The sequence below is a fragment of the Streptomyces sp. NPDC002144 genome, assembly GCF_053593695.1.
Genome location: NZ_JBSFDB010000001.1, coordinates 213,307 through 235,252, shown reverse-complemented (window position 1 = coordinate 235,252; position 21,946 = coordinate 213,307). Strand labels below are relative to the sequence as shown.

Below are 21,946 nucleotides of genomic sequence, written 5' to 3'. Positions count from 1 at the left end.
CCGCTCCCTTGACACCCCCGCCCCGACCCGCGAACCTTCAACACATCACTTGTGGGAGCGCTCCCACAGTACCTGACACATACACATCCCGCACGTTCCCCGCCCGAGCCGCAGCGAGCACGAACGGGCCCAACCAATGCAGTTGGCCGGGGGGTCGGCACGTCAGGCAACAGGAGGACGCAACATGGGCACGAGTACCCGACGGTCCCGCAGGCTGATGGCCCTCGCGGCCGTCGCCGCGCTGGCCACGGGCCTGCTGGCCGGCTGCTCCAAGGACTCGGACAACGGCTCGTCGAACGACAGCGGCGGCAACGCCAAGGGCAAGACCACGCTGACCATCGGCACCTTCGGTGTGTTCGGCTACAAGCAGGCCGGCCTGTACGACGAGTACATGAAGCTCCACCCGGACATCAGCATCAAGGAGAACGTCACCACCCGCACCGACGTCTACTGGCCCAAGGTCCTCACCCGCCTCCAGGCCGGCTCCGGCACCGACGACATCCAGGCGATCGAGGTCGGCAACATCACCGAGGCCGTGCAGACGCAGGCGTCGAAGTTCGTCGACCTGGGCAAGGACGTCGACAAATCCCAGTGGCTGGACTGGAAGAACGCCCAGGCCACCACCAAGGACGGCAAGCTGATCGGCCTCGGCACCGACATCGGCCCGATGGCGATCTGCTACCGCAAGGACCTCTTCCAGAAGGCCGGTCTGCCCACCGACCGCACCCAGCTCGCCTCCATGTGGAAGGGCGACTGGGCGAAGTACGTGGACGTCGGCAAGCAGTACATGAAGAAGGCGCCCAAGGGCACCAAGTTCGTGGACTCGGCCTCCTCCGTCTACAACGCGGCCCTCGGCGGCGCGAGCGAGCGCTACTACGACAAGGGCAGCGACAAGGTCATCTGGGACACCTCCGACGGCGTGAAGAAGGCCTGGAACGTCGCGATGACGGTGGCTACCAGCAACATGTCGGCGAAGCTGAAGCAGTTCGACAAGCCGTGGGACCAGGGCTACGCCAACGCCTCCTTCGCCACCGTGGCCTGCCCGGCCTGGATGATCGGCTACATCGAGCAGAAGTCCGGTGACTCCGGCAAGGGCAACTGGGACGTGGCGGCGGCCCCGACCGCGTCCAACTGGGGCGGCTCCTTCCTCGGCGTGCCGACGGCGGGCAAGCACCAGAAGGAGGCCATCGCCCTGGCCAAGTGGCTGACCGCGCCCGAGCAGCAGGCCAAGGTCTTCGCCAAGCAGGCCAGCTTCCCGTCGACCCCGTCGGCGTACACGAGCCTGAAGCCGGCCGCGGACACCACGGCGTACTTCTCCAACGCGCCGATCACGCAGATCTTCGCGGACTCGGCGAAGACGATCCCGTCGCAGTACTTCGGCATCAAGGACCAGCCGATCAACACCGCGATCACCGACGTCGGCATCCTCCAGGTCGAGCAGAAGGGCAAGACGCCCGACCAGGGCTGGAAGGCGGCCGAGAACGAGATCAAGGACGTGCTCGGCCAGTGACCAGCTCCAAGCAGGCTCTCGCGCATCCCGCGTCGAGCGCCGAGGCCGCGCCCGGCACCCCGCCGGGCGCGGCCCGGGGCGCTCAGGGTCGCGGTACGCCGCCTGCGGGTCCCGACTCGTGGCGCAGCCGGCTGTACCGCTGGGACATGAAGGCGTCCCCGTACGCGTTCATCGCCCCCTTCTTCGTCATCTTCGGGGCCTTCTCCCTGGTCCCGCTGCTGTACACCGCCTGGTACTCGCTGCACAACGTGCAGTTGTCCTCGCTGGACACCCAGACCTGGGCGGGTCTGGACAACTACAAGAACCTGTTGTCCTCGGACTTCTTCTGGAACGCCCTGAAGAACACCTTCACCATCGGTCTGATCTCGACCGTGCCGCAGCTGATGGCCGCGATCGGCCTGGCGCATCTGCTCAACTACCGGCTGCGCGGCTCGACGATCTGGCGGGTCGTGATGCTGACCCCGTACGCCACCTCGGTGGCGGCGGCGACGCTGGTCTTCACGCTGCTGTACTCCTGGGACGGCGGCATGATCAACTGGCTGCTGCACTTCGTCGGGGTCGATCCGATCAACTGGCGTGAGTCCGACTGGGGTTCGCAGTTCGCGGTGTCCTCGATCGTGATCTGGCGGTGGACCGGCTACAACGCGCTGATCTATCTGGCGGCGATGCAGGCCATCCCGACGGACCTGTACGAGTCGGCCTCGCTGGACGGCGCCAACCGCTGGCAGCAGTTCCGGCACGTGACGATCCCGCAGTTGCGGCCCACGATCCTGTTCACCGTCGTGGTGTCCACCATCGGCGCGACCCAGCTGTTCGGTGAGCCCCTGCTGTTCGGCGGGGTCAGCGGGTCCAAGGGCGGCTCCGAGCACCAGTACCAGACCCTGGGTCTGTACATGTACGACCAGGGCTGGATCATCGGCAACCTGGGCAAGGCGTCCGCGATCGCCTGGTCGATGTTCCTCATCCTGGTGGTCATCGCCGCGGTCAACATGCTGCTCACCCGACGCCTGAGGAAGTCCCTATGACCACCAGTGAACTGACCTTGCCTCAGGTCCGTAAGGAGCCGCGCCGTCCGCGCCGGGTGATGGGGGCGGGCAAGCAGCTGCACGCGGGCCCGGTGACCTACATCGTCCTGACGGTCTTCGCCCTGGTCTCGCTGGCGCCCCTGGTGTGGACGGCCATCGCGGCCTCGCGCACCGACCGCAGGCTGGCCGAGACGCCGCCGCCGCTGTGGTTCGGCGGGAACCTGTTCAAGAACATGCAGGCGGCCTGGGACCAGGCGGGGCTCGGCACCGCGATGTTCAACAGCACGGTCGTCGCCGGGACGATCACCGTCGCGACGGTGCTGTTCTCCACGCTCGCCGGGTTCGCCTTCGCCAAGCTGCGGTTCAGGTTCTCCAGCGTGCTGCTGCTGCTGACCATCGGCACCATGATGATCCCGCCGCAGCTGGCCGTCGTACCGCTGTATCTGTGGATGAGCGACCTGGGCTGGTCGAACCAGCTGCAGACCGTCATCCTGCCGACCCTCGTGACCGCGTTCGGTACGTTCTTCATGCGCCAGTACCTGGTGCAGGCGCTGCCGACCGAGCTGATCGAGGCCGCGAGAGTGGACGGCGCGAGCAGCCTCCGGGTCGTGTGGCACGTGGTGTTCCCGGCGGCGCGGCCGGCGATGGCCGTGCTCGGCCTGCTGACCTTCGTGTTCGCCTGGAACGACTTCCTGTGGCCGATCATCGCCCTGAACCAGCAGAACCCGACCGTGCAGGTCGCCCTGAACTCGCTCGGCACCGGCTACGTCCCCGACCAGGCCGTGATCATGGCGGGCGCGCTGCTGGGCACACTGCCGCTGCTGATCGCGTTCATCCTGTTCGGCAAGCAGATCGTGGGCGGCATCATGCAGGGCGCGATCAAGGGCTGACGCCCGGTCCCCGTTCGCCCCGGCGCACGTCTTCGGGGCCGGGTCAGCGCCGCCCCGGCCCCCACTCCTTCCAACTCTTCGGTCTCCACGACCATTTATGGGAGCGCTTCCATGACTGAGTCCGCACACCCGGCGACCCCGGTGACCTTTCCTCCCGGCTTCCTGTGGGGCGCCGCGACCTCCGCCTACCAGATCGAGGGGGCGGTGCGGGAGGACGGTCGTACGCCCTCGATCTGGGACACCTTCAGCCACACGCCCGGCAAGACGGTGGGCGGTGAGCACGGTGACATCGCTGTCGACCACTACCACCGCTACCGCGAGGACGTGGCGATGATGGCCGACCTCGGCCTCTCCGCCTACCGCTTCTCGATCTCCTGGTCGCGGGTGCAGCCCACGGGGCGCGGGCCCGCCGTGCAGGTGGGCCTGGACTTCTACCGCCGGCTGGTCGACGAGCTGCTCGAGCACGGCATCAAGCCGGCCGTCACCCTCTACCACTGGGACCTGCCGCAGGAGCTGGAGGACGCGGGCGGCTGGCCCGAGCGCGACACCGCGTTCAGGTTCGCCGAGTACGCGCAGATCGTCGGCGAGGCGCTGGGCGACCGGGTGGAGCAGTGGATCACGCTCAACGAGCCCTGGTGCAGCGCCTTCCTGGGCTACGGCTCCGGCGTGCACGCCCCCGGCCGCACCGAGCCGGAGGCCACGCTGCGCGCCGCGCACCACCTCAACCTGGCCCACGGCCTGGGCACGTTGGCGCTGCGCTCGACCATGCCCGCCCGCAACTCCGTGGCCATCAGCCTCAACTCCTCCGTCGTCAGGCCCCTTTCGCCGCAGAACCCGGCGGACCTGGTGGCCGTGCGGAAGATCGACGACCTGGCCAACGGTGTCTTCCACGGCCCGATGCTGCACGGAGCGTACCCGGAGACGCTGTTCGCGGCGACCTCGTCGGTCACCGACTGGTCGTACGTCCTCGACGGCGACCTGCAGACCATCAACCAGCCGCTGGACGCGCTGGGCCTCAACTACTACACACCGACGCTGGTCTCGGCCGGCGAGGGCCCGGTGAACGGCCCGCGCACCGACGGCCACGGCGCGAGCGAGCACTCCCCGTGGCCGGGCGCGGACGACATCGCCTTCCACCAGACACCGGGCGAGCGCACGGAGATGGGCTGGACGATCGACCCGACCGGTCTGCACGAGCTGATCATGCGCTACACCCGCGAGGCCCCCGGCCTGCCGCTGTACATCACCGAGAACGGCGCGGCCTACGACGACAAGCCCGACCCCGACGGCCGCGTGCACGACCCGGAGCGCATCGCCTACCTCCACGGCCACCTCTCGGCGGTGCGCCGCGCCATCACCGACGGCGCCGACGTGCGCGGCTACTACCTGTGGTCCCTGATGGACAACTTCGAGTGGGCCTACGGCTACGACAAGCGCTTCGGCGCGGTGTACGTCGACTACGCCTCCCTCGCCCGTACGCCGAAGTCGAGCGCCCACTGGTACGGCCAGGCGGCACGGACGGGCACCCTGCCGCCGGCGACGTCCGACTGACCACGGGGGGCACCGGGGGACGGGACGCGGCGCGTCGAGGGGGCGTGCCGCGTCCCGCGCATCGGTACAGCACGCCATGGTGGGGGACGGCTCCGGTGCTGACGCGGGCGTGCGCGCCCCGGCCGGCTTGTGGGGGAAGTCCGGCCGGGGCGCGTGGGCCCCCGTTCCGCGGTGGTCAGTTGAAGGCGCCGAACGCCTTCGAGAAGGCGAACTTGTCCTGGGCGATCGAGCTGCAGGTGGCGTCCGCGGTGGGCTTGGTGCCGCCGGCGCAGCTCTGGTCGCGGGTGGCCGACCACATGGACAGCCAGCCCAGGCCCTTGGACTTGGCGAAGTTCACCAGCTGGGTGGCGTCGTCGACCTTGAAGACCTCGGAGGAGACGTCGTTGACACCGATCATCGGGGTGACGGCGACCGTCTTCCAGGCGGCCGCGTCGGACAGCCCCAGCACGCTCTTGACCTGGGCCTGCGTGGCGGTGGCGGCCTGCTCGGCGTAGGTGCCCATGTCGCCGTTGTAGGAGGCGCCGTAGTCCATCGCCATGATGTTGACGGCGGAGATCCGCACCCCGTTGGCCTTGGCGTTGGACAGCAGGTTCACGCCGTCCTGGGTGAGGCCCTCCGGCATGACCGGGAGCGTGAAGGAGACGTCCAGGCCGGGGTGTTGGGCCTCGAGCTTGGCTATCGCCTTCGCCCGGTTGGTGTTGGCCGTCGCGTTGGGCAGCGCGCCGCCCTCCACGTCGAAGTCGACCTTGGTCAGCTTGTACGCGTCGACGACCTTGCCGTACGCCGCCGCCAGCGCGTCCGCCGAGGAGCACGTCGTCGCGAGCTCCGAGCCGGAGGCGCCGCCGAAGGAGACCCGGACGTCACCGCCCTTCGCGCGCAACGCCCCGATCTGCGAGGCCACACCGTCGCTGCCGAGGTCCGTGACCCCGCCCCACTTCGGTGTGCAGCCGCCGCCGTCGGTGACGAAGGCCAGGTTGTAGTTCTTCACGCCGGTCGCGTTGGCGCTGGCGAGCAGGTCGAAGGCGGGGTAGAGGGAGGTGTCGACGTAGGGCGCGAATCCGGCGCTCGCGGTGGTGCCGGTGCCGGTGGTCTGGGTGGGGGTCGGCGTGGGGATGGGGGTCGCCGGCTGTGTGGGGGTCGGTGTCGGGGTCGGGGTCGGCGACTGCGTCGGGCGGCCGCTCGGCTCGGGTGTCGCGCCGCCGTCCGTGGAACAGGAGGCTCCGTCGATACGGCAACCGTCCGGATCTCCGCTGCCGTTGACCACGAAGCCGACGGTGACCGACTTGCCGGCCGCGAGACCATCGGTGTCCCACTTGGCGGGCGTCACGGTGACGTGCTGTCCGCTGACGCTCGACTCGGCGTTCCAGAGGGAGCTGAGCCGGGCGCCCGTCGGCAGGTCGAACTCCAGCTTCCAGGTCTTCTCGGTGCTGCCGCTGTTGTTCGTCACCACGTACTGCGCGGTGTAACCGGTCGACCAGTCACTGGTCCTGGTGTACGCGGCCCCGATTCCGGCCGCCTGAGCGGTGCCGGTGAGAAGGAGCGCTCCGCCGCCCACCACGGCCACGGCGACGGCTGAGCCGATCGCCTTGTTCCTGCCACTGACCTTGCGCCGGTGCGTACTCATGCGCGTGCCTGCCTTCGCTCTTCACGGGGTGGGGTGCGGCAGCACGCTAGCGATCAGGAAACGGGCAAAGCGCCTGATCCGGACGGGGCTTGAGGATCTTAGGGTGCGCTTAAGGAAGGGATCGGGGACGGTTAAAGGTAGAGACCAATTTCCGCTGCCGGCGCCGTCGCACCGACCGGTGCCCCCGCCCGCCCGGCGTCCGCTCGCGCCCGTCCAGCTGGATCCAGATCCGCACCTCGGTCCCGCCCAGCACGGACGACCCGATCCGCACATCGCCGCCGGTCGACTCCGCGAGCCGCCGCACGATGTCCAGCCCGAGCCCGGTCGAGCCGTCGCTGCCCGACCCCCGGCCGCGCGCCATCGCCGTCTCGGGGTCGGATATGCCCGGCCCCGCGTCGGAGACGAGCACGATCACCGCGTCCTCGCCGTTGTGCAGGTCGACGGCGAAGGCCGTGCCCTCGGCGGTATGCCGGAATACATTGCCGAGCAGGGCGTCCAGCGCCGCCGCGAGGTCCGTCCGGGCCACCGGTATCCGCACCGGCCGGTCGGCGCCGGCCACCCGCCATTTGCGCCCCTCGTCCTCGGCGAGCGCCGACCAGAACGCCATCCGCTCCCGCACCACCTCGGCCGCGTCGCACCCGGCGCCGGGCCCGGCGGCCGCGGTCTGCGGCTTGGCGTCCCGGGCGGTGCGGATGATGGTGTCGACCTCCCGCTCCAGCTGAGCGACCGCGGCCCGGGTCTGCTCGGCGGCCGGCCCGTCCCCGAGCGAGGCCGCGTTCAGCCGCAGCACGGTCAGCGGGGTGCGCAGCCGGTGGGACAAGTCGGCCGCCAACTCCCTCTCGTTCGCCAGCAGTTGTACGACCTGGTCGGCCATGGAGTTGAACGCGACCGCCGCCAGCCGCAGTTCGTTCGGCCCCTCCTCCGGCACCCTCGCCCCGAGCTTCCCCTCCCCCAGTTCGTGCGCACCCTCGACCAGCCGCTGGGCCGGCTGCACCATCCGCACCCCCAGCCGGTCCGCGACCGCGACCGAGCCCACGATCAGCGCGACGCCGACCCCGGCGAGCACCGCCCAGGCCGTGCCGACGCCGTTGGTGACCTCGGACTCGGGGACGTACACCTCCACGACCGCGATGGCGCCGGAGCTCAGCGCGACCGGCTGGAGCAGTGTGGAGCCGCCCGGCACCTCGGTGGTGGAGGCACGCCCCAGTCTGCGCACGGTCGCGATGTCCTCGTCGGCCGCGCGCCGCCTGCCGATGTCCACGGCCGCCTGACCGCCGGCCGCCGGTATGTGCACGGCCATCCCGGAGTCGGAGCCGGCCGAGGCGACGACCCGCTCCAACTGGTCGCGCTCGGTGGTGATGGACAGCGCCGGGGCGACGGCGGCCGCCTGCCGCTCGGCGTTGGAGAACGCGCGGTCGCGGGCCATCTCCTTGATGACGAGCCCGAGCGGCACCGCGAAGGCGACCACGACCATGGCGGTGACCGCCAGACAGACCTTGACCAGTGCCCATCTCATCGCGGCGCCTCCCCACCCGGCGGCTCCAGCTTCACACCGACCCCGCGCAGGGTGTGCAGATAGCGGGGCCGCGCCGCCGTCTCGCCCAACTTCCTCCGCAGCCAGGAGAGATGGACGTCGATGGTCTGGTCGTCGCCGTAGGACTGCTGCCATACCTCGGCGAGCAGTTCCTTGCGGGGGACGACGACCCCGGGGCGGCCGGCCAGGAAGGCGAGCAGGTCGAACTCGCGCCGGGTGAGGTCCAGCCGCGCACCGTCCAACTCGGCCTGGCGGCGCAGCGGGTCGACGGTGAGGCCGCCGACGCGGATGACGGTGGAGGGCGGCGCGTCGCCCGGGGCGGTGCGGGAGCGCCGCAGGACCGCGGACATCCGCGCCGAGAGGTGCTCCACCGAAAACGGCTTGGTCAGGTAGTCGTCCGCGCCCGCGTTCAGCAGGCGGACGATCTCCGTCTCGTCGTCCCGCGCGGTGGCGATGATCACCGGCACGTCGGTGATCCCGCGCAGCATCTTCAGGGCCTCGGACCCGTCCAGGTCGGGCAGGCCAAGGTCGAGGATGACCACGTCGAAGCGGAAATGGGCGACCTCGCGCAGCGCCTCCAGCGCCGTCCCCACACTGCGCACGGTGTGCGCGGCATCGGTCAGGTGCCGGATCAGCGCCGAACGTACGAACTGGTCGTCCTCGACCACGAGCACACTTGCCATGCGCGGCACCGTACGCCATGCGCGCGAGCCGCACTCGGGCCTGTGGATAACTCCGAGCGTGTGCGGCCAGTGGGGCGGGTGAGGCAGTATGACCGGCGATGCGCAGAGGACTCGTACACGTACTGGCTTGGACGCTCGCCACGGGCGCGGCGGTCACGCTGTCGTGGTGGGGTGTCCACACGGTCATGGCGGGCACGGCGTACGACCCGCCCCGCGCCCTGCCGATCAGGGCGGCCGGCGCGACCACGCAGGAGGCGAAACCGCTGGCCACGTCGTCGCCCCGACCGTCTCCTTCGCCGTCCTCACCCTCGAGGGGGCGGTGGAGCAGCCCGTCCGCGACGCCGACGCCGAGCGTCTCGAAGACGCCCGTCGCCAAGCCGTCCCCGACCACGTCCGGCACGGTGCGCAGTTACGACACCGACGGCGGGCGGGTGGTGTTCGACCTCGGTGCCACCTCGGCGACGCTCGTGATGGCGACCCCGGACACCGGCTGGTCGATGCAGACGTGGAAGACGGACACCTGGATCCGGGTGGAGTTCACCTCGGGCACCGACAAGGTCTCGGTGATCTGCACCTGGCACGACGGACCGCCACACGTGGACGTAGGCAACTACTAGGGCCCCCACTGGGGCCCGCGCGGCGCTGAGCGGATCTGGTGAAGTCCGCAGCGGTTCGGTGGTGCCTCCTAAGGGGCGCGGGAAGTGCACGACCGGCCACGACGGCGCCGCGGACGACCGACGGCACAGCGCGGCACTTCCAGCGGAGCGCTCAGCGGAACACCGACGGCGGCGGTGCGGGTGACGCGGTCGCCGCGGCGTCCGTGACCGGGCTCGCGCCGCCCGTGAAGTCCCGCAGCGCCCGGCCGTGTTCGAGGCGGCCGGGGTGCGGGTCGGAGGCGGCCCTGCGGATCAGTTCGGCGACCGGCAGCGAGGTGTCGGAGGCGACCAGGACGGCGTTGCCGAAGCGTTTGCCGCGCAGCACGGTCGGGTCGGCGACCAGGGCGAGTTCGGCGAAGCGGACGGCGGCGGTGGCGATCTGGCCGCGCAGATGGGCCAGCGGCGGTCCGTCGGCGAGGTTCGCGGCGTAGACACCGCCCGGTTTGAGGACCCGTCGGACCTCGTCGAGGAACTCCGTGGACGTCAAGTGGGCGGGCGTGCGGGCGCCGCTGAAGACGTCGGCGATGACCAGGTCGGCCCAGCCGTCGAGGACCTTGGCGAGCCCCTCGCGAGCATCCGTGGCACGTACCCGGATGCGGGCGTTCGGGTCCAACGGCAGCTCCCGGCGCACCAGTTGGACGAGGGCCGCGTCGCGCTCGACGACCTGCTGGGTGGAGCGGGGGCGGGTGGCGGCGACGTACCGGGCGAGGGTGAGGGCGCCCCCGCCGAGGTGCACGGCGTGCACGGGGCGGCCGGGCGGTGCGGCGAGGTCGATGACGTGGCCGAGGCGGCGCTGGTACTCGAAGGAGAGGTGGCCGGGGTCGTCCAGATCGACGTGCGACTGCGGCGCCCCGTCGATCAGCAGCGTCCAGGCACGCGCCCGCTCCCGGTCGGGTATCAGCTCGGCGAGCCCACCGTCGACCGCCTCGACGACGGCTTCGACACCACCGCCCCGCCGGCCGTTCCTGGACCTACCCATGCCCCCATTATCGACGGCCGCACAACGCCCTGCCCGCTCGGGCCCAGGTCACCGGCGCGAAAGTCGGCCCCGCCCGCCTCACCGGCAGCTGTCCGCCGCCTCGATCGTGCGGGCCGCCTCGCCCAGGGCCGCGCGCAGGACCGTCGGGTCGGTCGCGAGGTCGCAGGCGCCGGGGGGCAGCAGCCAGTCGGAGCCCTCGACGGGCGGCTCGGGGTTCAGGGTGAGTCCGCGGCCGTCGGTCTCCGTACAGGTGCTGCCCGGGACGTCCCAGGCGGCGGCCGTACCGGGCGGGACCAGGAAGCCGAGGGTGGCGCCGCCGTCGTGCAGTACGGGGCCGACCGCCTCGCGGGCCCCCCGGCGCAGGATGTCCACGGCCTCCAGCCCCTGCCGGGCCGGCACGGTGACGAGGTCGCAGGCGCCGCCCGGCAGGGGTGGCGCGCTGTACTCCGGAGTCGGTGTGTGCCCCGCCGTCGTCGGCGGCATCGTCGTCTGCATCCCGGCCTCCACCACGGAACCCCTCCTTGAACGAAGCGGGTCGGGAGACGGGCGGCTCCCGGTCCGCAGTGTTCAACGCACGCGCGCGTCAACAGAAACGGCGGAAGACCGCCGCAAAGGATGGCAGTTCATGGCAGATCCGGGATGAGATATCCGGTTTGTAGCCAAACCCTGCGTGGCGGGTCCGACACAGCAGGTACGTTCTTGCCCGCCGGAAACGGGGAGCCACTCGAACAACTCACCGCAATCCCGGCATGGTTCGACGGTTCGCACGAGAGGACCCGGCCATGGCGTCGTCAGAGCTGACCTCGTCCCAGCCCACCCGGCCACCCAGGCCGAACCTGGCCTTCCGCCGACTGCGCGGCAGGCGCTCACCGGCCGAGTTCGCCGCCGCGGTACGGCGGGCGGCCCGCGAGATCGGGGAGCGGGTCAGCTGTGACGCGCGCTATGTGGGCCGGGTCGAGGCGGGCGAGATCCGCTGCCCCAACTACGCGTACGAACGGGTGTTCCTGCACATGTTCCCCGGCCGCACGCTCACCGACCTCGGCTTCGCACCCCGCTCGTCCGTCCGCGGACGCCGGGCGCACGCCGCCGAGGACGCGCCCCCCGTCCACCTGACCGGCGGGGGGCGCGGGTCCGGTGAGACCGAGGGGGCGTACGAGCCGTATGAGACACCGCACCCGCAGAACGACGAGTTGTACGACGATGACGAGGAGAGCGACGTGCTGCGTCGCGCATTCATGACCGGGGGCGCCACCGTGGCCGCCGCCTCGCTGGGCCCCATCGGGCTCGCCTTCGACGCCGCGGCCGCGGGGCGCCCCGTGCGCCGCCCCGGGGCGAGCGACGCGTACGCGCTCGAGGAGGCCGTCCGCAGAATCCGGCTGCTCGACGACCGGCACGGCGCGGACGGGCTCTACCGGCGCGCGTCGCAGCCGCTGCGCGCCGCGTACGCGCTCCTCGACGCCGGCGCGACCCGGCAGACGACCGCCGAGCGGCTGCACTCGGGCGCCGGTGAACTCGCCATCTCGGTGGGCTGGCTGGCACACGACTCCGGGCGGTTCGACGACGCCCGCTCGCACTACGCGGAGGCGCTCGCGACCGCCCGGATGACCGGCGACGACGCCCTGGAGGCGCACGCGTTCTGCAACACGGCGTTCCTCGCGCGGGACGCCGGCCGGCCGCGCGAGGCGGTGCGGGCGGCGCAGGCCGCGCAACGCGTGGGCCGTTCGCTGGGTTCGGCCCGGCTGATGTCGCTGCTGGCGCTGCGCGAGGCGGGCGGCTGGGCGGGGCTCGCCGACCGCACCGGCTGCGAGCAGTCCCTGGCCCGGGCGCAGGCCCTCTACGATCGGGGCCCCTCGGAGGCCGACCCCGAGTGGATGAGCTTCTACGGGGAGGCCGAGCTGGAAGGGCTGGAGGCGCAGTGCTGGTCGACGCTGGGCGACTGGTCGCGCGCGTCCCGCCACGCCCGGCGCGCCGCGCAGCTGCAGGACCCGCACTTCACGCGGAACATCGCGCTCTACACGGCGGAACTCGCGGACGACCTGGCGCGGGGCGGCCGGCCGGACGAGGCCGCGGCGGCGGGGATGCGGGTGCTGGACCTGCTGGACCAGGTCCAGTCGTCCCGCATCCAGACCATGCTGGCGGGCACCGCACGCGTGCTGCTCCCGCACCGACGGGCGTCGGGCGTGTCGGCATTCCTGGACCGCCACGCCTCATCACCACGCACGCCCTGACCCACCCGGCCACAGCCCGAGCCGTGGGCACGGTCGGAGCCGCCCGGGCACGGTGTGACCCACCGGCCGCCGCCCGCACCACCCGCGCCGCCGTACCACCCGCGCCGCTGCACCACCCGCGCCGCCTGCGCACCGGCCGCGTCACCCGGACGCTGCCAGGCCCACCCGGCCAGCACCACGCCACCGGTCACCGCCCGGCCACCGCCTCAGCCACCCGGGCAGCGTCTGTGCGCTAGCCGCCCAAGTGCCCCAAGTCGTTCCAGCTCTCGATGGCCGGTTCGCCGTAGGCCCAGCCCAGTACGGACAGTGAGGTCGGGTTGAGGCGGATGCGGGCCGCGAAGTCGATCGGGAGGTCCAGCCAGCGCGCGCCGATCGTGCGCAGGATGTGGCCGTGCGCGAAGACCAGCACGTCCCGGTCCGCCGAGCGCGCCCACTCCACCACCGCGTCGGCCCGGGCGGTCACGCGGTCCAGGGACTCGCCGTCCGGGACGCCGTCGCGCCAGATCAGCCAGCCCGGGCGGACGTCCTGGATCTCCTCCGGCGTCATCCCCTCGTACGCCCCGTAGTCCCACTCCAGCAGCGCGTCCCAGAGGGCCGCCCGCTCCCCGAACCCGGCGAGTTCGCACGTCTCACGCGCGCGTGCCAGCGGGCTGGTGCGCACCTCGGCATCGGCCAGGCCCTCGAAGGGCGCGCGGTGCAGACGTTCGCCGAGCAGCTTGGCGCCGCGCCGGCCCTCCTCCAGGAGGGGCACGTCGGTCCTGCCGGTGTGCTTGCCGGACAGCGACCACTCGGTCTGTCCGTGCCGGGCCAGCAGGATGCGCGGTGCCATGAGGAGGAGACCTTCCGAGTTATTCGCAGGCGGAACCCCTCCATCATCGCGCACGCTGTCCTGGGGCAACCCGACGGTCGATCTCTGCGTCTTTGAGGGCCGGGGGCGCCCCACGGGGGCGCACGCGTACGCCGTAAAGTGGCACGACCCGCGACCACGGGACGCCGCGCGAGGATGAAGGGGGAGGCGATCGGATGCCGAAGACCGAGACGACACCTGGCACCGAGGCTGCGGCCCCGCCCACCCGTCTGCGCTGGTGGACCGAACTGCCGCTGATCATGCTGGTGTACGCCTGCTACTCGGCCGGCCGGCTCCTCGCCCGCGGTGACACCTCCGGCGCCATCGACCACGGCCTGGCGATCCTGCGCGTCGAGAAGTTGCTGCACATCAACGCCGAGCACCCGCTCAACCGGCTCTTCACGCGCGAGGCGTGGCTCGGCGTCCCGGCGGACTTCTGGTACGCCTCGCTGCACTACCTGGTCACCCCGGCCATCCTGATCTGGCTGTTCCGCTCGCGCGCCGCGCACTACCGGGCGGCCCGCACCTGGCTGATGACGTCCACCTTCATGGGCCTGATCGGCTTCACCCTGCTGCCGACGTGTCCGCCCCGTCTCCTCTCGGCGGGCCACGGGTTCGTGGACACGATGGCCCAGTACAGCTCGTACGGCTGGTGGGGCGGTGCCGCGAGCGCCCCGAAGGGACTCGGCGGCATGACCAACCAGTACGCGGCCATGCCGAGTCTGCACGTGGGCTGGGCGCTGTGGTGCGGGGTCATGCTGTGGAAGTACGGCAGGACGCGTACGACCCGGGTCCTCGCCGTCGCCTACCCGCTGCTGACGACGATCGTGGTCATGGGCACCGCGAACCACTACTTCCTGGACGCGGTCGCGGGCGCCTGCGTGATGGGCCTCGGGCTGTTCCTGACGCCGTACGTGCTGCGGGGCGTGGACGCGTTGAAGGCGCGGCTGCCGTTCGCCGCAGGGCGCTCTCGCGTCGCAGGTTCCTCAATTGTCAGTGGCGGATGCCAGACTTCCGCGGGTGAGCGAATTCCACGGCAGCGCGAGTCGCGGTTCGGAAGCGGAGCCGAGCCTGGTGCCTCTCCCTCGGACGCGGGGGAAGGCGCTGCGGCAGCGGCTCGCTGAGCTGCGCGGTCCCGACGTCCCGGCCAAGGCGCTGGACGCCCGTGCCCTGGCGGCCCTCGCCGCCAACCCGGGCTGCAGACGGCGCGCCATCCTGGACGGCGCCGGGGTGAACAAGGCGACGCTGGCGAGTTCGCTGGGCTCCCCGTCGGTGTTCGGGCAGTCACAGTTCGCCTTCACCCGGGGCAACGCGTTCGAGGCGAAGGTCAAGGCGGACGGCGGCGCGGAGCTGCTGCGGCTGGCGCACGAGAAGCTGGACCGCACCGCCGAGCCGCCCACCGGGGCGCAGGTGCCCGACCTCACCGCGGCCGGCCCCGAGGGGCGCACGGCCCGCACGGCGCTGGCCCTGCGCGAGGCCTCCGCCGAGCCGGGCGGCTGGACGCTCCTCGACCACCCGATGCTCGCCCTCGACGTCGCCGGCTCCCCCGCCTTCCTGGAGCCGGACGCGGTGGTCGTCCACCCCGACGGCAGCTGGACGGTCGTCGAGATCAAGTCCTTCCCGATGCTGGACGGTTCCGCGGACGCGGCCAAGGTCGGCGCGGCCGCCCGGCAGGCGGCGGTGTACGTCCTGGCCCTGGAGGAGGTCGCCGCCCGCCTCGATCCGGCTCCGGTGGTACGGCAGCGGGTCCTGCTCGTCTGCCCGAAGGACTTCTCCAACCTCCCGACCGCCTCCGCCGTCGACGTCCGCAAGCAGCGCGCGGTCACCGCCCGCCAACTGGCCCGGCTCACCCGCGTCGAGGACATCGCCGACACGCTCCCGGCGGGCACGTGCTTCTCCCCCGACCTGCCCGCCGAGGAGCTGACGGCGGCCGTCGAGTCGGTCCCGGCGACCTACGCACCCGAGTGCCTGTCCGCCTGCGAACTGGCCTTCCACTGCCGCGCCCGCTCCCGCGAGGCGGGCACGGTCACCGCCCTCGGCCGCTCGGTCCGCGCCGAACTCGGCGGCCTGACGACCGTCGAGGAGGTCTGGGCGGCGGCCCAGGGCACAGCCGGCGACCCGACGGACCCTGCCGTGGCAGCGCTGCGAAGGGCCGCCCAACTGCGCGCGGAGGCACTGAAAGCCATGGCGCCGCAGGCGCGGACCGGAGAGTCACCATGTCCCTGATCTCCACGCTCAGCCGGCTGGAGGCCGTCCGTACCGGGCGGGCGCAGCCCGCCGCCACCGTCCGGCACCGGCACCTGGCCGAGCGGCCGCTCGTCTTCGTGCCGTTGACCACCGCCGGTGAGGCCGGTGCCCCGCTGGGCGCGCTCGTCGGCACCGAACGGGACGCGCCCCGGCTGCTCGTCGTGCCGCAGCCCCGCGACCGGGACCTGCGGTTCACGTTCCTGGCCGAGCTGGCGGACGTCGTACTGCCGTACATCGACGCCCACGCCGAGGACGTGGAGGCGACCGAGCGGACCGAGACCGACCCGGAGACCGGCAAGCGGGTCAAGGTCGAGGTCGAACTGTGCGCCGACGCCCCGCAGTTGATCGTCCCGAGCCGCGCCGGCATCGACTTCGTACGGCTGCTCGGCCGCTCCATGCGCTTTCGCCGTACGGCGGAGCAGGACCCGGAGACCCCGTACCCGGCGCCCCCGCGCGTGCCGCTGCTCGGCCGGTGGCTGACCCACTTCGGGGAGCGCGCCCGTGTCCCCGGCTCGTCCCTGCTGCTGGCCATGACCGACGTGCTGTCCCGGCACTGGGCGACCGGCCAGTCCACCCTGGAGGACCAGCACCTGGGGGCCCTGCTCGCCTGGATCGCCCCGCCCGAGGGCATGTCCGGAGCGGAGGCGGCGCTGCGGGCCGAGCTCGCCCGCGGCCCCCGTGACCAACTGTTGTGCCCGCCCGCGGGCCCGGCCACCGACCCCGCGTTCGACAACAAGCTCCTCGCGCCGGCCATCGAGCGCTACGACCGCGCGCGGACCGCACTCGCCGCCGCCGAGGACGGTCTGGAGGCCGACGACCGGCTCGGTGAACTCACCGCCGCGGAACGGGAGATCCGTGACCTGATCGCGGGCGTCACCCGGCCCACCTGGGACCGGGTGTGGGACGGCCTCGGCCTGCTGCGTGCCCTGCCCGAGGGAGCGCATGTCGAGGAGCGGTGGACGCGCGACCGCTGGTCGTTCACCGCCCACCGCGACCGTGTCACGGCCGGCGAGCCTCCGCAGCCGCGCCGCGACGACGCGGTCACCGCCGCGAACAAGCTCGCCTCGCGCGAGCGGGAGCAGGCCCGGCTGGAGGCGCAGGAGGCCCTCGACGATCCGCTGGTGATGGCGGGGCGACGGCTGTCCGGGGAGGCGTTCGCGGGCGAGGTCACGGAGGTCGTGATGGCGTACAGCGAGAGCAAGCGGCCGAGCCCGCGCCCGCTGGTCACGATCCGCACCGACGACCGGCCGCACCTCGGCGAGCGGGCCAAGGCGTACCGCTCGCTGGACGGCAAGCCGCAGTCGGCCGAGTTCGTCGGCGCCGAGGAGTCCGAGGACGGCGGCACGCTCGTCGTGCTGCGCGTGCTCGACAAGATGGGCCGCGGCAAGGAGCCGGAGCCCGGCTCGGTCCCGGAGAAGGGCGACCGGGTCTGCTTCACCCTCTTCGAGCACGAGCAGCGCGGCGGCCCCAAGCTGCCCGATCCGGAGCAGACGCCGTGGACGCACGGCGGACCGCCCGGTGAGGCCGTGGCCGAGGCGGCCGATCCCCTGACCGCGGAGGACGTCCTGTGACCACCGTTCTCGACCCCGGGGCGGCGGCCGCCGAGGCCACCGACGCGATCCTCCACGACACGCTGCACGGCAGTCACCGAGGTGTGGTCGTCGACTCCCCGCCGGGCGCCGGCAAGTCCACGCTGGTCGTCCGCGCGGCGCTCGAACTGGCCGACGCCGGGCGCCCGTTGATGATCGTCGCGCAGACCAACGCGCAGGTCGACGACCTCGTCGTCCGGCTCGCCGAGAAGAGCCCGCAGCTTCCGGTCGGCCGGCTGCACAGCAGTGACGCCGACCCGTACGACAAGGCGCTGGACGAGCTGCCGCACGTGCGCAAGTCGGCGAAGGCGGCCGAGCTGGCGGGGCTCCCGGTGGTGATCTCCACGGCCGCGAAGTGGGCGCATGTGAAGGCCGACGAGCCGTGGCGGCACGCGATCGTCGACGAGGCGTACCAGATGCGCTCGGACTCGCTGCTCGCGGTGGCGGGGCTGTTCGAGCGGGCGCTGTTCGTGGGCGATCCGGGTCAGCTGGACCCCTTCTCGATCGTGGGCAGCGAGCAGTGGGCGGGGCTGTCGTACGACCCCTCGGCCTCCGCCGTGACCACTCTCCTGGCCCACAACCCGGAACTTCCTCAGCACCGCCTGCCGGTCTCCTGGCGGCTCCCGGCCTCCGCGGCCCCGCTGGTCTCGGACGCCTTCTACCCGTACACGCCCTTCCGCAGCGGCACGGACCACGACGACCGCCGTCTCTCCTTCGCCGTTCCCTCGGACGGCTCCGGCCCCGACCGGGTGATCGACGCGGCCGCCGAGTCGGGCTGGGGCCTGCTGGAGCTGCCCGAGCGGCACACCCCGCGCACGGATCCGGAGGCGGTGCGGGCGGTGGCGACGGTGGTACGGCGGCTGCTGGACCGGGAGGGTGCGGCGACGTCGGAACGCTCACCCGTCCCCGCCCCTCTCACCGCCGGCCGCATCGCCGTCGGCACGGCCCACCGCGACCAGGCGGCGGCCGTGCGGGCGGCCCTGGCGGAGCTGGGCGTCGCGGACGTCACCGTGGACACTGCGAACCGGCTGCAGGGCATGGAGTTCGACGTCACGGTGATCCTGCACCCGCTCTCCGGGCGCCCCGACGCCACCGCGTTCCACCTGGAGACGGGCCGCCTGTGCGTCCTGACCTCCCGCCACCGCCACGCCTGCATCGTGGTCTGCCGAGGCGGCGTCGGCGACCTGCTGGACGACTACCCGTCCACGGAACCGGTCCAGCTGGGAACCCTGGTGAAGTTCCCGGACGGCTGGGAGGCCAACCACGCGGTACTGGCACGGTTGGCGGAACACCGGGTGCCCTGGCAGCCCTGATCACCCGCCCGGCTCCACCAGGACAGGCGATCAGCACAACACCCCCACCCGCCGGACGGAGTCCGGCCCGCCGCCGGAGGCGGCCAATGAATACAGCCCCGGACGGCTGGGAAGCGAACCACGCGGTACTGGCACGGTTGGCGGAACACCGGGTGCCCTGGCAGCCCTGATCACCCGCCCGGCTGCACCAGGACAGGCGATCAGCACAGCACCCGCTCGATGCAGGCCGGGGGAATCGGGGCCCTCTTGCATGGGCGCGGGACAATGGACGGTGGCCCGTGCACAGGAGGGTCTTCCGCGACGTACGAGGAGGAGAAGACATGGCGGAGCAGACGCCGCGTCGGAACGAACCGCGGCTGCGCCCCGCGCCCCTGCTTTTCGAGCCCGCCGAGGCGGCCGCCGATCCGGAGCACTTCTTCGACCTGGAGTCCATCGACGACCCCCGCGCCCTGCTGGCCCGCTCGACGGAGCTGGCGCAGGCGTTCCGCGCGGCGGCCGACCGGGCCGTGGAGTTCCAGGCGATGGCGGCAGCGCAGCTCGCCGACCCGCGCCGCTTCGACCGGCTGACGCCGGCGGACATCGCGGAGCGGGCCGAATGGACCGAGGACTACGCCAAGAAGATGGTCGAGTTCGGCCGGGACCTGATGCGTGGGGTCGAGGGTGCCGGGTCCGCCGACCCCGTCTGAGCAGTCTGAATACGGCTCGCTTCGGTTTGGCATATGCCAGGCGGGCAAGATACCCGCTCCCGCCCGCCGCTGTCCCGGATTCCGGCAACCCTCGGAAACCACCCGTTCACAGCCGGTAGACATGTCCTCCATGAGCAGTGAACGCATCGACCCGTTCTCCGACGGCCTCGACGCCTGCGGGGTCACCCCGGACGGAGCCGCCTGGCTCGCCTCCGCCGGAACGTATCCGCGCAGCACGCTCGCCCTCTGGGAGGAGCGCCCGCACGCCCCGGTGGTCCTCGCCTGCGGCTCCGTCTTCGACGTCGTCAACGCGCCCGCGGTCTTCGGGCGCCGGATGGTCGACCGGCTGTGGGACGAGGGGCCGGGCTCCGGCCCGGTCGCGGCCTTCCGGGGCCGCATGCTGCTGTTCGCCGCGCCGGGCACGGCCCAGCGGCTGCCGTCGCTGCTGGGCTGGGAGGAGTTCGGCCGTACGGGCGCGATCCCGCCGCTGCTGTGTCACGGCCCCGGTGACGCGGTGACCGTGCCGGCCCCGCTGGGCACCGCCGCCCCCTCGACCTCCCGCTGGCTGGTCGCCCCCGACACCCGTCGCCCCTGGCTGCCGGGCCCCGAAATCGTGCTCTGGGCTGCGGTAAGGGCGGCCCGAGCCGCCGTCCGCATATCGATTTTTCCTCCCGCCGATCAGGATGCTAAGGTCTACGACGTCAGCAGGCGCCGCTAGCTCAGTTGGTTAGAGCAGCTGACTCTTAATCAGCGGGTCCGGGGTTCGAGTCCCTGGCGGCGCACAGACAGTGAAGGCCCCTCGCAGACGCGGGGGGCCTTCGCCATCGAGGCGAGTCCCCACCGGTACCGGATTCTCATCGGCACGGCAGGAGCGGCTGGGGGTCCGGGGGTTATCCCCCGGGGGATGCAGCATCAGCGGGTCCGGGGTTCGAGTCCCTGGCGGCGCACGATGTCGATGGCGAGGCATGTTCGCGGAAAGCGCGAACGGTCTCGCCATCGTCGTTTCTGCGCGGCTTCGCCGCGCGTCGTGGGGGCTCCGCCACCCACACCCCCGGCAGGCGTCGGCCCGGCGGCCGTCCGCCGAGAGCTCCCCGTTCGTGATCCTCACCGTCCACTCCCCGGGCATACGTCGGCCCGGCAGCCCCCCGCCGAGGGCTACCCGTCCGTGATCCTCACCGTCCACTCCCCCGCGACCGTCCGCCCCTCCGCCTGGACGTGGACCTTGGTGTCCGGGATCGTGAAGGTCTCGCCGGGGGCGATGGGGGCGTCGGCAAGGGGTGGGTAGACGGAGTTCTCCCAGCAGGCCTCGGTGCGGGGGTGGGCGTCGATCACCTGGATGGGGCCGTCGCCGGAGGGGGCGCCGCTGCGGACGCGGTAGACGAGGATGCCGGAGCGGCAGGTCGTCGTGTCGTTGCCGGCCGGCTCGCGCGCCTCGAAGGCGAGCACGCTGTCGGGACCGGTCCGCAGGACCGCGAGCTTGGTGCCCCGCCCGAGCCCGAAGGCGGGCGTCCCGGCAGCTCCCGTGACCGGCGGTCCCGGCGCCGCGTCCAGCGGCTCCAGCGTCAGCAGGGTCGTGCCGGACTCCCGCACGCACACCACCTGCCGCGGCTCCAGCCACCCCAGCTTCCACTTGTGCCAGCCGAACAGGTCCGGGGACAGTCCGAACTGGCTGCCCATCAGGTCCCAGTCGCCGACGTACGTGTCCCAGTCGCCCTTGCCGTCGACCGGCCGGTGGTAGAGGTCCGGCAGGTCGAAGACGTGGCCGGTCTCGTGGGCGAGGACCAGCCGGTCCGGCGGATGCTTCTCGAAGACCGTGACGACGCGGCGGATGTCCCGGCCGTCCGCCCGCAGCGGGACGTCCAGGTTGACGACCTTCGTGGCGTCCGAGTCCACGCCGGGCGCGTCCGGGTCGGCGACGAAGTAGACGACGTCGTAGCGGGAGAAGTCGACGCGTGGGTCGGCGGCGGCGAGCGCGTCGCGCAGATAGGCGGCGCGGCGCTCGGGGTTCCAGTCACGCTGTATGGCGTACGAGGTCGCCGGGTGCGGCATTCGGATCCAGCGCTGCAGGGGATGCGGACGCAGGGTGAACCTGCCGTAGGAGGCACGCTCGTAGAAGCGGGTGGTGGCCGGGAAGTGGTCGGCGGTCAGCTGGGCCGGCGTGGTGCGCGGGGCCGAGCCGGGGAAGGACAGGAAGACCATCACCGCGTCCAGCGCGCGGGTCGGGCGCGGATACGCGGCGTTCCAGGTGTCGAGGCCCTCGGAGTGGTGGGCCTCGGTGCGCTGCAGGGCGCACGGCACCGACGAGAAGGGCTCGGCGACCGACGGCCCGGTGAACAGGGAGGTCGCGGCGAGCGCGGACAGGGTGGTGCACACGGCGGCGGTGCTGCGCAGTCGGGGGCCCCGGAATCCCTTGGGGGGAGCCAAGAACGGGAACTGACGCGGCACAGGGACCTCCGGGAGCGGTACACGGGACACCGCACCCAGCCTGTGCATATTTGTCGTACTACGCCCTGTTTGCCTGCCCCAGATGAGTGAGCCGGCCGACGGATCCTCAGATCCGACACCCCCGAATCGCTCACGGAAC

19 protein-coding genes and 1 tRNA gene are annotated in these 21,946 nt (G+C 72.2%); 13 read left to right on the top strand and 7 right to left on the bottom strand.

The window, feature by feature from the left end:
• The first annotated feature begins 184 nt into the window (after positions 1 to 184).
• The 4 genes from ACWCQ1_RS01065 to ACWCQ1_RS01050 all read left to right on the top strand — a co-directional run bounded on the left by ACWCQ1_RS01065 (position 185) and on the right by ACWCQ1_RS01050 (position 4,976).
• On the top strand, positions 185 to 1,510 hold the full coding sequence (locus ACWCQ1_RS01065; protein ID WP_358593833.1) for an ABC transporter substrate-binding protein: 1,326 nt from the start codon (positions 185 to 187) through the stop codon (positions 1,508 to 1,510).
• Positions 1,507 to 2,535 carry a carbohydrate ABC transporter permease gene (locus ACWCQ1_RS01060; RefSeq protein ID WP_133046412.1) on the top strand — a complete coding sequence of 343 codons (1,029 nt, stop codon included), beginning with the start codon at positions 1,507 to 1,509 and terminating at the stop codon, positions 2,533 to 2,535. The genes ACWCQ1_RS01065 and ACWCQ1_RS01060 overlap by 4 nt, the downstream gene beginning before the upstream one ends.
• Positions 2,532 to 3,425 (top strand): carbohydrate ABC transporter permease, encoded by an 894-nt coding sequence (locus ACWCQ1_RS01055; RefSeq protein ID WP_165954981.1) that lies wholly within the window; start codon positions 2,532 to 2,534, stop codon positions 3,423 to 3,425. The genes ACWCQ1_RS01060 and ACWCQ1_RS01055 overlap by 4 nt, the downstream gene beginning before the upstream one ends.
• 111 nt (positions 3,426 to 3,536) lie before the next feature.
• A complete protein-coding gene (locus tag ACWCQ1_RS01050; protein WP_358593834.1) occupies positions 3,537 to 4,976 on the top strand; it encodes a GH1 family beta-glucosidase in 1,440 nt (479 codons plus the stop codon).
• 175 nt (positions 4,977 to 5,151) lie between these two features.
• On the opposite strand, the gene ACWCQ1_RS01045 is transcribed toward ACWCQ1_RS01050, so the two are convergent.
• The 3 genes from ACWCQ1_RS01045 to ACWCQ1_RS01035 form a co-directional block, all read right to left on the bottom strand.
• Positions 5,152 to 6,600, bottom strand: a complete 1,449-nt coding sequence (locus tag ACWCQ1_RS01045) for a glycoside hydrolase family 18 protein (RefSeq protein WP_451025550.1) — start codon at positions 6,598 to 6,600, stop codon at positions 5,152 to 5,154.
• A 109-nt stretch (positions 6,601 to 6,709) separates the two neighbouring features.
• Positions 6,710 to 8,116 carry a sensor histidine kinase gene (locus tag ACWCQ1_RS01040; protein ID WP_358593836.1) on the bottom strand — a complete coding sequence of 469 codons (1,407 nt, stop codon included), beginning with the start codon at positions 8,114 to 8,116 and terminating at the stop codon, positions 6,710 to 6,712.
• On the bottom strand, positions 8,113 to 8,817 hold the full coding sequence (locus tag ACWCQ1_RS01035) for a response regulator transcription factor (RefSeq protein ID WP_133046408.1): 705 nt from the start codon (positions 8,815 to 8,817) through the stop codon (positions 8,113 to 8,115). The genes ACWCQ1_RS01040 and ACWCQ1_RS01035 overlap by 4 nt, the downstream gene beginning before the upstream one ends.
• A 98-nt stretch (positions 8,818 to 8,915) precedes the next feature.
• On the opposite strand from ACWCQ1_RS01035, the gene ACWCQ1_RS01030 reads away from it, so the two are divergent.
• A complete protein-coding gene (locus tag ACWCQ1_RS01030; RefSeq protein WP_358593837.1) occupies positions 8,916 to 9,434 on the top strand; it encodes a hypothetical protein in 519 nt (172 codons plus the stop codon).
• Between the two features lie 151 nt (positions 9,435 to 9,585).
• On the opposite strand, the gene ACWCQ1_RS01025 is transcribed toward ACWCQ1_RS01030, so the two are convergent.
• Complete coding sequence (locus ACWCQ1_RS01025) at positions 9,586 to 10,452, bottom strand: spermidine synthase (protein ID WP_358593838.1); 867 nt, start codon at positions 10,450 to 10,452, stop codon at positions 9,586 to 9,588.
• Between the two features lie 78 nt (positions 10,453 to 10,530).
• On the bottom strand, positions 10,531 to 10,962 hold the full coding sequence (locus ACWCQ1_RS01020) for a hypothetical protein (protein WP_358593839.1): 432 nt from the start codon (positions 10,960 to 10,962) through the stop codon (positions 10,531 to 10,533).
• A gap of 272 nt (positions 10,963 to 11,234) precedes the next feature.
• Here ACWCQ1_RS01020 and ACWCQ1_RS01015 point away from each other — a divergent pair, with 272 nt between their 5' ends.
• The gene (locus tag ACWCQ1_RS01015; protein ID WP_451025549.1) at positions 11,235 to 12,680 is read left to right on the top strand and encodes a hypothetical protein; all 1,446 of its coding nucleotides are present in this window, start codon (positions 11,235 to 11,237) and stop codon (positions 12,678 to 12,680) included.
• Positions 12,681 to 12,912: 232 nt separating this feature from the next.
• Here ACWCQ1_RS01015 and ACWCQ1_RS01010 read toward each other — a convergent pair whose 3' ends face one another.
• Positions 12,913 to 13,509, bottom strand: coding sequence for a histidine phosphatase family protein (locus ACWCQ1_RS01010; protein ID WP_358593840.1), 597 nt, complete (start codon positions 13,507 to 13,509; stop codon positions 12,913 to 12,915).
• 194 nt (positions 13,510 to 13,703) lie between these two features.
• Between ACWCQ1_RS01010 and ACWCQ1_RS01005 the strand changes: the two genes are divergently transcribed.
• The 7 genes from ACWCQ1_RS01005 (at position 13,704) to ACWCQ1_RS00975 (ending at position 20,144) form a co-directional block, all read left to right on the top strand.
• The gene (locus ACWCQ1_RS01005; protein WP_451025548.1) at positions 13,704 to 14,651 is read left to right on the top strand and encodes a phosphatase PAP2 family protein; all 948 of its coding nucleotides are present in this window, start codon (positions 13,704 to 13,706) and stop codon (positions 14,649 to 14,651) included.
• Positions 14,602 to 15,753: a hypothetical protein gene (locus tag ACWCQ1_RS01000; protein WP_451025547.1), complete on the top strand. Its 1,152-nt coding sequence runs from the start codon at positions 14,602 to 14,604 to the stop codon at positions 15,751 to 15,753. Before ACWCQ1_RS01005 ends, ACWCQ1_RS01000 begins: the two co-directional genes overlap by 50 nt.
• Positions 15,744 to 17,345: a hypothetical protein gene (locus ACWCQ1_RS00995; RefSeq protein WP_451025546.1), complete on the top strand. Its 1,602-nt coding sequence runs from the start codon at positions 15,744 to 15,746 to the stop codon at positions 17,343 to 17,345. Before ACWCQ1_RS01000 ends, ACWCQ1_RS00995 begins: the two co-directional genes overlap by 10 nt.
• Positions 17,342 to 18,676 carry an AAA family ATPase gene (locus ACWCQ1_RS00990; RefSeq protein WP_451025545.1) on the top strand — a complete coding sequence of 445 codons (1,335 nt, stop codon included), beginning with the start codon at positions 17,342 to 17,344 and terminating at the stop codon, positions 18,674 to 18,676. Before ACWCQ1_RS00995 ends, ACWCQ1_RS00990 begins: the two co-directional genes overlap by 4 nt.
• Before the next feature lie 320 nt (positions 18,677 to 18,996).
• Complete coding sequence (locus ACWCQ1_RS00985) at positions 18,997 to 19,362, top strand: hypothetical protein (RefSeq protein ID WP_133046399.1); 366 nt, start codon at positions 18,997 to 18,999, stop codon at positions 19,360 to 19,362.
• 130 nt (positions 19,363 to 19,492) lie between these two features.
• On the top strand, positions 19,493 to 20,080 hold the full coding sequence (locus ACWCQ1_RS00980; protein WP_133046398.1) for a bifunctional DNA primase/polymerase: 588 nt from the start codon (positions 19,493 to 19,495) through the stop codon (positions 20,078 to 20,080).
• A tRNA-Lys gene (locus tag ACWCQ1_RS00975) sits at positions 20,071 to 20,144 on the top strand. Before ACWCQ1_RS00980 ends, ACWCQ1_RS00975 begins: the two co-directional genes overlap by 10 nt.
• A gap of 373 nt (positions 20,145 to 20,517) precedes the next feature.
• Here ACWCQ1_RS00975 and ACWCQ1_RS00970 read toward each other — a convergent pair.
• The gene (locus ACWCQ1_RS00970) at positions 20,518 to 21,837 is read right to left on the bottom strand and encodes a M6 family metalloprotease domain-containing protein (RefSeq protein WP_358593846.1); all 1,320 of its coding nucleotides are present in this window, start codon (positions 21,835 to 21,837) and stop codon (positions 20,518 to 20,520) included.
• Positions 21,838 to 21,946: the final 109 nt, after the last annotated feature.

Bases quoted from the DNA above. Each gene is read 5' to 3' on its own strand.
- ACWCQ1_RS01065 (WP_358593833.1), top strand. From the start codon at position 185: ATGGGCACGAGTACCCGACGGTCCCGCAGGCTGATGGCCCTCGCGGCC.
- ACWCQ1_RS01055 (WP_165954981.1), top strand. From the start codon at position 2,532: ATGACCACCAGTGAACTGACCTTGCCTCAGGTCCGTAAGGAGCCGCGC.
- ACWCQ1_RS01050 (WP_358593834.1), top strand. From the start codon at position 3,537: ATGACTGAGTCCGCACACCCGGCGACCCCGGTGACCTTTCCTCCCGGC.
- ACWCQ1_RS01045 (WP_451025550.1), bottom strand. From the start codon at position 6,600: ATGAGTACGCACCGGCGCAAGGTCAGTGGCAGGAACAAGGCGATCGGC.
- ACWCQ1_RS01040 (WP_358593836.1), bottom strand. From the start codon at position 8,116: ATGAGATGGGCACTGGTCAAGGTCTGTCTGGCGGTCACCGCCATGGTC.
- ACWCQ1_RS01035 (WP_133046408.1), bottom strand. From the start codon at position 8,817: ATGGCAAGTGTGCTCGTGGTCGAGGACGACCAGTTCGTACGTTCGGCG.
- ACWCQ1_RS01030 (WP_358593837.1), top strand. From the start codon at position 8,916: ATGCGCAGAGGACTCGTACACGTACTGGCTTGGACGCTCGCCACGGGC.
- ACWCQ1_RS01025 (WP_358593838.1), bottom strand. From the start codon at position 10,452: ATGGGTAGGTCCAGGAACGGCCGGCGGGGCGGTGGTGTCGAAGCCGTC.
- ACWCQ1_RS01015 (WP_451025549.1), top strand. From the start codon at position 11,235: ATGGCGTCGTCAGAGCTGACCTCGTCCCAGCCCACCCGGCCACCCAGG.
- ACWCQ1_RS01010 (WP_358593840.1), bottom strand. From the start codon at position 13,509: ATGGCACCGCGCATCCTGCTGGCCCGGCACGGACAGACCGAGTGGTCG.
- ACWCQ1_RS01005 (WP_451025548.1), top strand. From the start codon at position 13,704: ATGCCGAAGACCGAGACGACACCTGGCACCGAGGCTGCGGCCCCGCCC.
- ACWCQ1_RS00995 (WP_451025546.1), top strand. From the start codon at position 15,744: ATGTCCCTGATCTCCACGCTCAGCCGGCTGGAGGCCGTCCGTACCGGG.
- ACWCQ1_RS00985 (WP_133046399.1), top strand. From the start codon at position 18,997: ATGGCGGAGCAGACGCCGCGTCGGAACGAACCGCGGCTGCGCCCCGCG.
- ACWCQ1_RS00980 (WP_133046398.1), top strand. From the start codon at position 19,493: ATGAGCAGTGAACGCATCGACCCGTTCTCCGACGGCCTCGACGCCTGC.